Origin of the sequence: Vibrio cincinnatiensis (assembly GCF_022113815.1) — a bacterium.
Lineage (GTDB): Bacteria > Pseudomonadota > Gammaproteobacteria > Enterobacterales > Vibrionaceae > Vibrio > Vibrio cincinnatiensis_A.
The window spans coordinates 33387-46731 of the sequence record NZ_SGOM01000016.1 but is presented as its reverse complement, the minus strand read 5'-3'; the positions used below and the strand labels follow the sequence as shown (position 1 = coordinate 46731).

11 protein-coding genes and 1 pseudogene are annotated in these 13345 nt (G+C 42.7%); 6 read left to right on the top strand and 6 right to left on the bottom strand.

Annotated elements, in window-relative coordinates:
- The 4 genes and pseudogenes from EXA13_RS15435 to EXA13_RS15420 all read right to left on the bottom strand — a co-directional run.
- Window positions 1-182 (bottom strand): annotated as a pseudogene (locus tag EXA13_RS15435) (flagellin); the annotation flags it as partial.
- Between the two features lie 237 nt (window positions 183-419).
- Window positions 420-1556: a flagellin gene (locus EXA13_RS15430; protein WP_238133948.1), complete on the bottom strand. Its 1137-nt coding sequence runs from the start codon at window positions 1554-1556 to the stop codon at window positions 420-422.
- Window positions 1557-1677: 121 nt separating this feature from the next.
- Complete coding sequence (locus tag EXA13_RS15425; protein WP_238133947.1) at window positions 1678-2580, bottom strand: Dyp-type peroxidase; 903 nt, start codon at window positions 2578-2580, stop codon at window positions 1678-1680.
- A 65-nt stretch (window positions 2581-2645) separates the two neighbouring features.
- Entirely contained in the window at window positions 2646-3146 is a 501-nt protein-coding gene (locus EXA13_RS15420) for a DUF2919 domain-containing protein (RefSeq protein WP_238133946.1), read from the bottom strand.
- 188 nt (window positions 3147-3334) lie between these two features.
- On the opposite strand from EXA13_RS15420, the gene EXA13_RS15415 reads away from it, so the two are divergent.
- From EXA13_RS15415 to EXA13_RS15395, 5 genes are all read left to right on the top strand, one after another.
- The gene (locus EXA13_RS15415) at window positions 3335-3676 is read left to right on the top strand and encodes a DUF2956 domain-containing protein (protein ID WP_238133945.1); all 342 of its coding nucleotides are present in this window, start codon (window positions 3335-3337) and stop codon (window positions 3674-3676) included.
- A gap of 434 nt (window positions 3677-4110) precedes the next feature.
- Window positions 4111-5742, top strand: coding sequence for a sodium/sugar symporter (locus tag EXA13_RS15410; RefSeq protein ID WP_238104498.1), 1632 nt, complete (start codon window positions 4111-4113; stop codon window positions 5740-5742).
- Between the two features lie 69 nt (window positions 5743-5811).
- Window positions 5812-7674 carry a DUF294 nucleotidyltransferase-like domain-containing protein gene (locus EXA13_RS15405; RefSeq protein WP_238133944.1) on the top strand — a complete coding sequence of 621 codons (1863 nt, stop codon included), beginning with the start codon at window positions 5812-5814 and terminating at the stop codon, window positions 7672-7674.
- 4 nt (window positions 7675-7678) lie between these two features.
- Window positions 7679-8395 (top strand): exonuclease domain-containing protein, encoded by a 717-nt coding sequence (locus EXA13_RS15400; RefSeq protein WP_238104494.1) that lies wholly within the window; start codon window positions 7679-7681, stop codon window positions 8393-8395.
- A gap of 73 nt (window positions 8396-8468) precedes the next feature.
- Complete coding sequence (locus tag EXA13_RS15395) at window positions 8469-9467, top strand: substrate-binding domain-containing protein (protein WP_238104492.1); 999 nt, start codon at window positions 8469-8471, stop codon at window positions 9465-9467.
- 91 nt (window positions 9468-9558) lie between these two features.
- Here the strand turns inward: EXA13_RS15395 and EXA13_RS15390 are convergent, their stop codons facing one another.
- The gene (locus EXA13_RS15390; RefSeq protein ID WP_238133943.1) at window positions 9559-10947 is read right to left on the bottom strand and encodes an MFS transporter; all 1389 of its coding nucleotides are present in this window, start codon (window positions 10945-10947) and stop codon (window positions 9559-9561) included.
- A gap of 70 nt (window positions 10948-11017) precedes the next feature.
- Window positions 11018-12088 (bottom strand): cellulase family glycosylhydrolase, encoded by a 1071-nt coding sequence (locus EXA13_RS15385; protein WP_238104487.1) that lies wholly within the window; start codon window positions 12086-12088, stop codon window positions 11018-11020.
- Between the two features lie 212 nt (window positions 12089-12300).
- On the opposite strand from EXA13_RS15385, the gene EXA13_RS15380 reads away from it, so the two are divergent.
- Window positions 12301-13326 carry a LacI family DNA-binding transcriptional regulator gene (locus tag EXA13_RS15380; RefSeq protein WP_238133942.1) on the top strand — a complete coding sequence of 342 codons (1026 nt, stop codon included), beginning with the start codon at window positions 12301-12303 and terminating at the stop codon, window positions 13324-13326.
- Window positions 13327-13345: the final 19 nt, after the last annotated feature.

The following is a 13345-nucleotide window of genomic DNA, read 5'->3' as shown; positions in this document are numbered from 1 at the left end:
AAACCACGGCTTTGAACATTCAAACGGTTAGAAATTTGTAGGCCGGCTGCATCATCTTTTGCACTGTTAATTTTAAAACCTGATGATAGACGTTCCATTGAAGTTTGTTGCGCATTGTTCGCACTGTTTAGGTAACGTTGTGCGGTCATTGCTGATACGTTGGTATTTACATTCACTGCCATGGTGGTTTCTCCAATTGATTTTCCGATGTTTCCGGTTTCCGACGTCTCGTAAAACCAAGTAGTTCTCTCAAAGTTATTCTCTTAACGGCGTAGGGGAAAAAAGCTTTAGAAAAAAAATGTCTTTTTTTAAAAAAAATCCCTTTAGCTGTAAAAAATGAGCAAAGCGATGAAAAAATTCAATCATGTCTCTCTTTTCATTCAAGCTCTGCCTATAAATGCCGATACATCCCAATTTTTCTATGAATTAAGTAACGAGAGGGCCAAGTTCGGTTGTTTTTTTGCTTGGGCAAGAATCGAAGTACTGACTTGTTGAAGAATCTGCTGTTTAAGCATTTGAGTGGTTTCTTTTGCGTAGTCGGTATCTTTAATCCGGCTATTGGAGGCTGCTAAGTTTTCATGTGTGTTATCTAGGTTATTCACCGCGTGACTAAAGCGATTTTGTAGTGCGCCAAGCTCCGCTCTATGGCTATCAACATACTGTAGTGCGGTATCTAACACCGATACCGCTCTTTGAGCCCCGCCCACCGATGTAATATCGAGATCATGCACAGAATCATAGCGATCAAGCCTAAGTTGTAGCTCATCAGCCAACCCCCCACTCAATGATAAGGTACCAGCCGTTTCTTTTCCGGGCATATAAAGTTGTAACTGCCCAGACTCATTTACCGAAGCAGTAAGGCTTTCTGTTTGGCCATTGATATAAGTGGCAAGTTGTTCAATATTGTCTCCCGCCTTGGCTTGCACGGTTATTTGCTGGTTATTTCCTGAGGCATCAAGATAGTCGATCGTCAAATCTCGACGTTCTTGGCTCACGACCCACTGAGCGTTAGCTGATCGGGCTGAGACATAGCTAAATCCCCCCATATCCAGCGTATCTGAGCGCATATTTTTTAGAGAAAGGGAAACCGCCTCACCAGATGCGGCACCAATTTGAAAAGATGACTGCCCAAACGAACCATTAAGTAACTTTCTTCCCGCAAAAGAGGTCGTTTCTGCTATTCGATTAATTTCATCATCTAAAGCGCTCATCTCTTCTTGCAGTGCTCGACGCTCTGCATGGCTGTTTGAACCATTTGCCGATTGCAAAGACAAGTCTCTCATTCGTTGTAATAATGCGGTGGTTTCTTGCATGGCCCCTTCTGCGGTCTGCATGATTGAAATCCCATCATTGGCATTACGTACAGCCACATCTAACCCTCGCATTTGTGTCACTAAACGATTAGAAATTTGCAGCCCTGCCGCATCATCCTTAGCTCGATTGATTCGAGAACCGGAAGATAGCCGTTCTAGCGATTGATTTAACCTTTCCGTGGCGTTATTGAGATGACGCTGAGTCATTAACGCAGAAACATTGGTATTCACCGTCATTGACATTCGGTATTACCACTCCCACTTAACGGTTACTTTGACATAACTCCGTTATCGACCACTCATGAAAAAACTTGAAATAAAATGCCGGACGAATGCCCGGCTGAAAGGAAGGAAAACACTTAAACTACTGAATCGTTAATGCTGCTAGCATCTCTTGTGATGGCGCAAAAAAATATGCTCCCGTCACCGCATGAGTAAAGCGTAGCAACTGGTCCGTTTTACCATCGGTAACACCATACATACTTTCCAGCATCACCTTAAAGTTATGCAGGGTTTGACAGTAAGCAATGAATAATAAGCCATGCTCACCACTGGCACTGCCATAAGGCAAACTATGACGAACAATTTTCAACCCTTTGCCTTCTTCTTTAATGTCCACCCGACCGACATGAGAAGCGGCGGGAACCTTATCCAATTCAACGGAATCGGGTTTAGTACGGCCGATCACTTTTTCCTGCGCCGCCATGTTCAACCGATTCCACGCGGGTAAGTTATGCACAAAACGTTGCACCATTACATAACTGCCACCAGCAAATTCGCCCTCAGGGACAATCGCAACTTCACGGCGCTGTTCATCTTTTGGATTCTCGGTCCCATCAATAAACCCCGTCATATCCCGCGCATCTAAATAACGAAAACCATAGGTTTCGTCTACCACATCCACAGATTCTGCAATCTCGCTTAAGCATTTTCGCATCACGTAAAACAGCAGATCATGCCGTTTTGAATGGCAATGGATAAGCACATCTACGTCTGTACTTGGCGCTTCGGTTTCCCCTTCACCAAGGACTGGAAAATCGATCAGAGCTTCCGGCATCGGGGCATTCACTCGCTGCCAAAAAGCTTGAGTAAAGGCAAGCGATAGCGTCAAGTCTGCCCCCATTTGTGTGCGGTTAATTTCTTCAACGAACGCGGGAAGCGTTTGTAATTGAGCCAGTACTTGCGCATGGTTATGCTTGATTTTCAAAATGCTGTACAGAGCAAAGGGCTCTGCATCCGGTAAAATGGCCGACTGTGGCGTTGACATAATGTGTCCTCACTTTGCTGTTTTACACAGTGTAATAAAAAGAGATTCTATGGTTTTGATACCGATCATGGCTTCTCTGTCGCTCGACATACCTCTCGAGACAAATGTGCAGAAGAGGAGAAAGAATCAAAGCAGTCTTTCACTCGTTGACTACGAGTAAGATACAAGAAAAACCACAATAAAATTAATAATGTTAAAGCATGGGCCCACTGAAAAGCGCCGTGTTGCAGATAAACATGGTAGAGCGTTTGCAGCCATTGAATGACTAGCGTTAACAAGGTTAACGTTCGGCCCCAGCCAACCCAACACCCAACATACCAACGTTTGATATGTCGTAAATGGATCAGCCACATCAAGATCAGGCTCGGTAGCCCAGCCACTAATCCTAAGTAAAGCATTTGTGTATCAGGGTAAACAAAACGAAGAATCGTTGGACCGTTTTCTCGGCTCACCCCAGCCACCACAAACACCACCCAAGCTCGAGCTAAAAATAACCACCCAAGCCAAAGCCATAAGGAAGCTTTTAAGTAACCATGAGAATCATACTGTTCGAAAGAATAGCGCACTGTCTTAGATGGTTGATAAAATCACTGCCAATACTTTAACGCAATCATCAGAAATAACCTACTCCAACACGAGAAAGAGCACCGCAAAGTGCATCATCCTCTTTTGATCACTGAATGATTGAATACCTTGCCGTTTGAGGAAAAACGTTGCAGCATGCTAACCTGTCGACAAGGCAAAAGGAGCTCCCATGAAAAAAAACGTCATACCCTCACCACAAACTCAACAAGAAGCCATGTCGATAGCTAAAGCCACTCAAAAACCAGGCCAAACCAAAGAACAGACAAAACTGATTGCGCAAGGAATAGAGAAAGGGATTGCACTCTATAAGAAGCAGCAAAAGGAGAAAAACCGACAGGCAGATAAAGCACGTAAAAAGTTATTGAAAGATAAGTCTCCTTCAGCTAACGAAGATGATAACACCCACCTCACCAACCACTCCGTTACGGCAACATCACGTTATCTGATTTTATTACCCTGGGCACTGCTGCTGGCCAGTTGGCTCGGGTTTGCCGCATTTTGGCTGCGGTAACAACCAAGTACAATGGGCAAACTAGGCACAGAATACGTTGAGAAACTCTACAAATATTGCTTTTACAAGTCTCAATAGCATCCTGCCGGGTTAAAACAGGATGCTAGGTTGTTCACGTTAATTATACTGTAGCTTCATCAAAGCCATCATTTCCCCTCTCATTGTTACATTCAGGCTCCCATTTTCTTTTTTATTAAGCACCCACAAATTGTAAACGATACCATTTAAACTGTAATCCCGCAGAAACAGAAAGCAACAACAGAGGAATAGTCCAAAAAACACAAATATAACCAAATGAAAATAAACGAATTTTAAAATAAACACCTACATCTCAGGATTTTTCATTAATAAAAGTGTGATGAATATTACTTTCACAACAAGTGTTATCGTTTACACTTTTCCGCATAATACATTCTTCGCTTTAGGAAAAAACGATGTCCCACATACAAAATGGTTTGAGTTTTATCGACATAATGGTGTTTGCAATCTATGTTGCCATCATCATTGGTGTTGGTCTTTGGGTATCCCGTGATAAAAAAGGAATAGAGAAAAGTACCGAAGACTATTTCTTAGCGGGTAAGTCTCTTCCCTGGTGGGCAGTCGGTGCTTCGTTGATCGCTGCCAACATTTCTGCAGAACAGTTTATTGGCATGTCAGGTTCAGGCTTCTCTATTGGCCTTGCGATTGCTTCTTATGAATGGATGGCAGCCATTACCTTAATTATCGTGGGTAAATATTTCTTACCCATTTTTATTGATAAAGGTATTTATACTATTCCTGAGTTTGTTGAAAAACGCTTCAATAAAAACCTTAAAACTATTTTAGCGGTTTTTTGGATTGCCCTTTATGTGTTTGTTAACCTCACCTCTGTCCTTTATCTCGGTGGCTTAGCTTTAGAAACCATCCTCGGTATTCCATTGATGTATTCGATTGCAGGACTTGCACTCTTTGCACTGGTCTATTCGATTTATGGTGGTCTGTCAGCCGTTGTATGGACAGATGTTATTCAGGTATTCTTCCTTGTGTTAGGTGGCCTACTTACCACATATATGGCCGTCGGTTTTATTGGGGGAGATGACGGTTGGTTTAGCGGGTTATCACTCATGGTAGAAGCTGCACCAAACCATTTTGAGATGATTCTCGATCAAAGTAATCCTCAATATATGAACTTACCAGGCATTGCAGTACTCATCGGGGGTTTATGGGTCGCAAACCTATACTACTGGGGATTTAACCAATACATCATTCAACGCACTTTGGCAGCAAAATCAATTCAAGAAGCACAAAAAGGGATTTTATTTGCTGCTTTTCTAAAATTGATTGTTCCATTTTTAGTTGTGATTCCTGGTATTGCCGCTTATGTCATCACCAATTCGCCAGAATTAATGGCTAATATGGGTGAACTCGCGATGAATAATATTCCTACCGCAGCACACGCGGATAAAGCCTATCCTTGGTTAACACAGTTCTTGCCTGTTGGTTTAAAAGGCGTGGTCTTTGCGGCGCTTGCAGCAGCGATTGTTTCCTCACTCGCTTCCATGCTTAACTCAACAGCCACCATTTTCACTATGGACATTTACAAAGCATATATTGCGCCACAAACGGGCGATCATAAACTGGTTAACGTGGGTCGAGTTACCGCAATTGTAGCACTATTCATTGCTTGTTTAGTTGCTCCAATGCTCGGTGGCATTGGTCAAGCATTCCAATACATTCAGGAATATACCGGCTTAGTTAGCCCTGGTATTCTGGCCGTATTCTTACTGGGCCTCTTCTGGAAAAAAACCACCAGTAAAGGTGCCATCACTGGGGTTGTCCTTTCTATTCCATTTGCTTTGTTCCTTAAATTTATGCCTCTCAATATGCCATTTATGGATCAAATGCTATACACCTTACTTTTTACGATGGTGGTGATCGCCTTTACCAGCTTGAGCACATCAATTAATGATGATGATCCGAAGGGTATCACTCTAACATCATCAATGTTTATCACTACCCATGGCTTTAACATCGCAGCCTATGCGATTACCATTATACTCGCGGTGCTCTATACCATTTTTTGGTAAACCGTCAATGTCATACAGTAAAGCCCCGTGTTCACCACGGGGTTTTATCCTTACCAAAGTGAGCTGAGTATGCACCAAGAATTACTCCCTAATATTGTGTCATTCCTACAATCAATTACACCTTTTGAACAGCTCAAACCCGATACTCTTAATCAGGTAGCAAAATCGGTAGATATTCTCTATCTAGGACAATTCGAACACCTCGAACCCATGCAAAGTTCAGAGGATCACAGCCTCTATATCATTCGAGCGGGAGTTATTGAGCAGCGGTATTCAGATAATAGCCTTCGTGCGAAATTGGGCGAATACGATATATTTGGTTTCAGTTGGAAAACGAATACCCAAAATCTTTATCAAGTAACAGCGATTGAAAACACGTTACTTTACCGCGTCAACTATAATACATTACTTTCTCTTGTTTCTTCGTATCCTGACGTCGTTTCTCAGCTAGCCCCCAATATTCCAACACGCTTATCTCACTCTTCGAGTTCAACAGTACCAACACAATCAAAAGATATTTTTTTGCAACGAGTCACTGATGTACTGAATCAAAATATCGTTATCGTCACGCCAGAGACACCAATACAGCAGGTTGCATACCGTATGCACAATGAATCACGAAGTTCATGTGCGGCTATCGTTGATAATAAGAAGAAACTGATCGGTTTAGTTACAGATAAAGACATGACTAAACGAGTCGTCGCACAAGGGTGGGATATTCAGCGCCCTATTTCCAGTATCATGACGACTGACTTACATACCGTTAACATGAATGATCTTGTTCTTAAAGCCACTGAATTGATGATGCAATACCAGATTCAAAATATTCCCGTGATTAATAATAACCAAGAAATTACTGGCATCATTACACCTCAGCAATTAATACAAAAACATAGCATTCAAGCCATCTTTCTTACTGAAAAAATCAGCCAAGTTGACTCTGTTCAGTCACTTATTACTCTTTCCCATGAACGAGATGCTATTTTTGAAGCACTGGTTGAAAGCCGAGCATCTGCTAGTATTGTCGGTCAGGTTATGTCGATCATTTACGATGCGTTTACTTGTAAATTATTACAACTAGGGGAACTACATTTAGGTTTAGCCCCTTGTGCTTACTCTTGGATTGTCGCAGGTTCACACGCCCGAAATGAAATTCATCTCAGTTCAGACCAAGATAATGCACTGGTTTTAGATAATCATGCCACTGACAAGGATCGAATCTATTTCAGCCATCTCGCTATGTATATGTGCAAAGGTTTAGCAGAATGCGGATATTCACTTTGCTCTGGGCGTTTTATGGCTGTCACGCGCAAGTGGTGTCAGCCATTAAAAGTCTGGCAAGAGTACTATCGAAAATGGGCAAGAACACCAGAATATGATCAGTTACTTAATCTCAATGTTTTTATTGAAATTCGATACGTGGCTGGCAATAGGAGGTTATTTGAACAACTCAATACCTATCGACATGAACAAGTGACTCATAATAGTAAATTGATGGCAGCTTTAGTCAGCAACGCATTGAGAACACGCCCTCCTCTGGGCATTTTTAATAATCTCGTATTACAAAAAGATGGAAATAGCGGTGAAAAAACACTGGATATAAAACATTCAGCCATCAATTGCTTAGTTGATATGGCAAGGATCTATGCCCTCAATGAGGGAGGGAACATGTTAAGTACCGAAACCAGATTAGAATTTGCATACCAGAAATCACAACTCAGCCATAGCTCCTATCAAGACTGTTTGGGTATTTATCAATATTTAACAAATTTACGCCATCAACATCAGGTACAAGCGTTGCAAAATGGTCAAGCAATAAACAACAAACTTCTCCCTAACCAATTTGGAAGCTTTGAAAGACAACATTTTAAAGATGCCTTTCGCATTATTTCTGGGCTGCAAGATGCAATGCGCATGAAATTTGGTCAATAATGTTATGTTACTGTCTCACTCTCCCTTAAAACTATTGGCAAAACAACGCCTGCAAAGTATTAAAGAACAAGGCGACCTACCACCTCAAATATACCAGTTACTCACAGCACCACTCCCAGGTCCAGATTATGATTTACGCCAGAACACTCTGATATCCTTAGACTTTGAAACCAGCGGATTAAACCCCAAGCAAGATCAAATCATCAGTGTAGGTTGGGTCCCCATAACCCAAAATGTCATCCAATTATCTGGAGCTCAATATTTTTTAGTGAAATCGTTATCACAAAAAAACACGCAACAAGCCGTTATTCACCATATTCTCCCTGAAATGCAGCAACAAGGGATGCCACTTGAACAAGTAATTGATATATTATTCGACCAATTAGCCGGAAAAATATTATTAGCTCACGGTAGTGTTATCGAACGTCAATTTCTTGCTCATTATACACAACAACGAGGTTGGCCAGAGCTACCATTAATCTGGTTAGATACACTAAAAATTGAACAAAAATACAGCCTGCATTCGTCGTTTATCTCTTCGAGAGCAAGCAAAGATTGGCGATTAAGTAACCTACGTAAAAGTTACCAGTTACCTGAATATCAGGCACATCATGCACTCTCCGATGCAATAGCAACCGCTGAGCTTTATCTTGCCCAGTTGAAACGGCTATTTGCTAAAGAATTCGTTCCTTTAGAGACGCTAATGAGAGCTTCTCTTTAGACGACTAATTTGGCCTACTCACCGATAGTCGGATGAGTAGCCCATCACCATTTAGATAAAGGTTCTATAATCCATGGCTACAATTAAGGATGTCGCAAAGGCTGCAGGAGTATCAGTTGCTACCGTTTCTCGCGTAATCAATAACTCACCAAAAGCCAGCAAATCGTCGATTGATTCAGTAACGAAGGCAATGAAAGCACTTGGTTATCGTCCAAATGCAGCAGCTCGTGCTCTTGTTAGCCAGAGCACAAATACGATGGGAGTATTAGTTTCTGATGTTTCTGATCCTTTTTTTGGTACTTTAGTCAAAGCCGTAGATACGATTGCCCGAGAAAATGGTAAGCATATTTTGATCGGTAATGGGTATCACAACCCAGAAGATGAACGTCAAGCATTAGAATTGTTAATCAACAATCGTTGTGGCGCCCTTGTTATTCACTCTAAAGGCTTATCCGATGAAGAGTTGATAAGTTACGCCAAAGAAGTCAAAGGAATGGTACTTATCAACCGCCACATTCCTGAACTGGCTGAACGCTGTATTTCACTCGATAACCGTAAGGGTGCATTCTTAGCAACAGAATATTTGATTCGTCATGGTCACCATAAAATTGCTTGTATTGCTTCCTCTCATGAGATTGAAGATACCGATGAACGTCTGCAAGGTTATCAAGCGGCTCTAAAAGAATATGGCATTGAACTCCCCAAAAGCTATATTGAATATGGAGACCCCAATAGTGATGGAGGTGAACTCGCCATGACGAACTTGTTAACAAAGTCATTAGAGATAACGGGCGTTGTTGCGTATAACGATCATATGGCGGCAGGGGCATTAGCAACATTAGATCAAAATAGTATTGACGTTCCAAGTAAGGTTTCTATCGTTGGCTTTGATGATGGCTTAATTGCTCGCTTTGTTCATCCAAGCCTGACTACAATTCGCTACCCAATCGAGATGATGGCTGAACGTGCTGCTCGTTTAGCCTTGGCACTATCACGTGATGAAATAATTGAAGAAGAAACAGCTATATTTACCCCAACGCTAGTCCGTAGAAACTCTGTTGAACGTTGTTGATAGTCAATATTTCGTTGAGTCGAAAACCCAAGCCCGCTCAGGTATTGAACGGGCTTTTTCTATACGTATATTTAGTTTGGCGATAGCCTATCTAGTTCAACGCTTCATGTGGATTGACAGACTTAACCTCTACACCTTCTGCAAACTCACCACGCTGTAATTTTTCTCGTAAAATCGTGTGTTGATCTTCGGTAAACGTGTAGCGAGACATAATGAAGATACGCACCAGTGCCCCTAGTGCTGGAAGCAACGCAACGCAAAAGAACATACCACTGAGCACCGTTTCTGTTTGCTCTGCATTTGGTACGTAACCAATCATCGTTAGAATAACCCCTGTTAATCCCCCCGCCACCGCAACAGAAAACTTGCCAGTAAAAGTCTGTCCAGAAAAAGTAATTGCAGCAGTACGTTTACCACTGTGGTAGTACGAATATTCTACCGTGTCTGCAATCATGGCTGAGATCAAAGGGTTGGTCATCATAAAGATGCCCGTGATCACTGCTAACCATGCCATCACAACCGTCGGGTTATCATAGCCTGTAAAATAGAATCCAATACGAGCGATGATCTCTAAAACACACAACGCAATAAAGATGTCACGCTTTTTGAAACGCTTTGTCAGTACAGGCGTGGCCAAACACGCAATCGCACTAACCAAAGTGATGGTACCTATTAAAGAGACTAAACCCGCATCCCCCATGTTGTAAGTGAAGAAGAAAATATACAGGCCGTTGACTAAGTTGAAGAACACATTCATGAAGAAAGCAGCCAAAATAAAAAATAGCGGCTTATTTTTACGAACAGCTTGGAACGTTTGTTTTAACGTAACTTTTTCGCAGTTTTTTGTCGAGATACGTTCTTTGGTATGATAAAAACCATTCAACATGAAGAATAAACCGGCGATCATCAACACGATCACCGCTGGTAAGTATCCCTGATCTGCTCGGCCTTCAGCGAAGTAAGCGCTCAGTTTAGGAAATACGACCAAGGTCGCGCCGATCCCCGCATTTACCCCTAACATGGCACACGTTGCCGCTTTTGATCGCTCTTGCGGTTCATCCGTCATAACAGAAGACATGGACCAAAATGGCACGTCAGAAATGGTGTAAAGCGTCCCCCAAAGAATGTAAGTGATAGCGGCGTACATCACTTTTGTCGAAGTATCAGCATCGATGTTGTAGAACGCGGCAACCGTGACCAGAACAATCAAAATTGGGGTAAACAACATATAAGGACGGAATTTACCGAAACGAGATTCTAGGGTGTCCATATATCCTGCAATGAGCGGATCATTGACTGCATCCCATACGCGAGCAATCAAAAAGATCGTACTCGCCGCAATCGGTGAAATGCCCAGAATATCGGTATAGAAATAGAGAATAAAAGAGCCGACTAGACCAAAGCTAAAGCACTGGCCTACCCCGTAGCCGAAGTAAGACATCAGCTCCTTATTGGTGAGTTTGTTTTGTAGAGTAGTCATTGTTCACGCCTCAATTGATTTTATTGTAAATAAGAAACCGCCCCATTTCTCAGGGTCGGTTCACAGGCAATTAATCCACTTCTGCGAGTGTTTTGATTAGTTGCACTTCGCTTGCGTCATACGGCTGTCCTTGCTCATCAAGCAGATCGTGGAACCATTGACTCGCATAATTTGCATCGTTACGTTTTATTTCTGGCCACGGCAGATGCGTTTGTGTTTTTCCTTTCACCAATCCCCACTGGTAACAGCCAATATTTTTCTGTTTAAAGATCGGAAGCTGTTCGTGCATGTACGATTGCGCATGACGAGCAAGCCACTCAGTGCACATCATTGGTCGGTTGTAGTTTTCTACAATTTCAACGGCTTTATGGAATAGATCGAGTGGTAAGTAAGCATGAAACGTAATGATGTCCGACAGCTCCATCGCTTTGCGATCAGTTGGGTGTTCATAAATTGGTAGGCTTCGGTCAAGAATACTTGGCGCATGCCAAGCGCCGACGGTGAGTGGCTGAGTTGGGTTTTCTTCACGAGCCCACTCAAACGCTTTTTCCATGAGCTCATGACTGAAGGTTTCCATTTCTTCGTCATAAGCGATCTCACCCGTGGTGGTGAAAATCATGCGGTTGGTTGGCTCGTTATAGAGATCCCAAATAGCAATTCGAGGATCATTTTTGTAGGTAGAGATGATGTCGCGAATATACGCTTCGACGTCAAGCCACATAGATTTGTCCATCACCACATTGCGACCAGGGCTTGCTGCCGCTTGGCTGTTGTGCAAATCCGGTACAGGCGCTTTTTGTTCACCAAGATAAGGATGATCGCCCGAGAAACCGCAGTCATCCATCGGCGTGAGCATCACTTTGATTTGATTGCGTTTACAGATATCCAGAAAACACTCAATTCGCGCATGTAAACCGTCGCGATCCGCTTGCCAAACAATAAATGGTAGGTTGGTGCGTAAAGTGTTGTAACCCACGTCATGTGCCCAAGCTAACTCTTGTTCCATCACCTCAGGTGCAAAAGATTCCGCTTGCCACATCTCATTCCAGTTAACCGCTGTGCGCGGTAAATAGTTAAAGCCACGTAGCCAGCCATGCTCTTTTTGCCATTGCCACGCTTTCTCTTCCGACCATCTTTTCATCTTACTCACCTTAAAACTAAATTATTAACTAATAATATTAGCTAATATATTAATTAATAGTTTAATAGCTAGGTGCTCAAAGAATAAACGTGGTGAGAATCACAACTTTTAAGTTGTTCTGACTTACTTTTGTGATCTTAATCTTTAATGGATGATCCGAACTTAATCTTTAGCTAATATCTTTAGCTAACGAAATTAAATAAAAGATCAGAATGGCTAAAAAAATCACCATGAGTGACATTGCGGCGGCGGCTGGCGTCTCTCAGTCGACCGTATCGCTGGTATTGAATGGCTCAACTTCCGTAAAAATCGCGGAAGCGACCAAACGTAAAGTGTTCGAAGCCGCAGAATCACTTGGCTACAAAAACAAAAAGGTTGCCCATGCTTTGGGACGCCCTAAAAAGATCGCATTAGTGATCAACGGCTTAACCAGTTATGACCCATTTATCGATGCCATCAATGCAGCGAGAGAAGAGGCGTGGTCGAACGACTACATATTGGTAACGTTCAATTACAGCCATGATGAAGTGTTGGCAAGCAAGATTGAGTCGGAGATCAACGGCGGTGATTACGCAGGTTTGATTTACGCATCCAGCATGACGCGAGAGTTGGAGCAGCAACGCGTCACAACTTCCTTACCGACTGTGCTGCTGAACTGCACCAACGAAGAACACACCGAAACGCCAAGTATTTTACCGGCCGATATGATTGGAGCTTACAAAGCGGTTTCACACCTCACGGTGCAAGGTTATCGTCGTATTGCCATGCTGTCCGGTGAAAGTTGGATGCTAGCCAGTAAACAACGTGCAGATGGCTATCGTCAGGCCTTGATCGATTCAGACATCATTCCTAATTCTAGTTATTTAGTCGACGCGAACTGGTCGCTAAAAGAAGCTCATCAGCAAACACTAAAACTACTGAACATGGAACAACCACCAGAAGCCATTTTCTGCGGTAGCGACTATATGGCGATGGGGTGCTATCAAGCGATAGCAGAGTTGGGGTTGAAGATTCCTCACGATGTTGCCGTAGTTGGTTACGATAATCAGCAAATCGCCTCTGAAAGCTTTCCAGCATTAACGTCGGTTGAACTGCCCTACTCAGACATGGGTAAACTCGCAATCGAATCGTTAATGGCACTGATTGAAGGGCAACCGTTGCTTTCTAACAAACGCAAAGTAGAGGGTGAGCTCATCGTCCGAACCTCTTCGACAAAAACAAAAAAGGTGGGCATGTAGCCCACCATAACACCCAAAG

Excerpts from the sequence above, each read along its gene's own strand:
- EXA13_RS15430 (WP_238133948.1), bottom strand. The coding sequence starts at position 1,556 with ATGTCAATGACGGTGAATACCAATGTTTCTGCGTTAATGACTCAGCGT.
- EXA13_RS15425 (WP_238133947.1), bottom strand. The coding sequence starts at position 2,580 with ATGTCAACGCCACAGTCGGCCATTTTACCGGATGCAGAGCCCTTTGCT.
- EXA13_RS15380 (WP_238133942.1), top strand. The coding sequence starts at position 12,301 with ATGGCTAAAAAAATCACCATGAGTGACATTGCGGCGGCGGCTGGCGTC.
- EXA13_RS15400 (WP_238104494.1), top strand. The coding sequence starts at position 7,679 with ATGTTACTGTCTCACTCTCCCTTAAAACTATTGGCAAAACAACGCCTG.
- EXA13_RS15395 (WP_238104492.1), top strand. The coding sequence starts at position 8,469 with ATGGCTACAATTAAGGATGTCGCAAAGGCTGCAGGAGTATCAGTTGCT.
- EXA13_RS15405 (WP_238133944.1), top strand. The coding sequence starts at position 5,812 with ATGCACCAAGAATTACTCCCTAATATTGTGTCATTCCTACAATCAATT.
- EXA13_RS15410 (WP_238104498.1), top strand. The coding sequence starts at position 4,111 with ATGTCCCACATACAAAATGGTTTGAGTTTTATCGACATAATGGTGTTT.
- EXA13_RS15385 (WP_238104487.1), bottom strand. The coding sequence starts at position 12,088 with ATGAAAAGATGGTCGGAAGAGAAAGCGTGGCAATGGCAAAAAGAGCAT.
- EXA13_RS15390 (WP_238133943.1), bottom strand. The coding sequence starts at position 10,947 with ATGACTACTCTACAAAACAAACTCACCAATAAGGAGCTGATGTCTTAC.
- EXA13_RS15415 (WP_238133945.1), top strand. The coding sequence starts at position 3,335 with ATGAAAAAAAACGTCATACCCTCACCACAAACTCAACAAGAAGCCATG.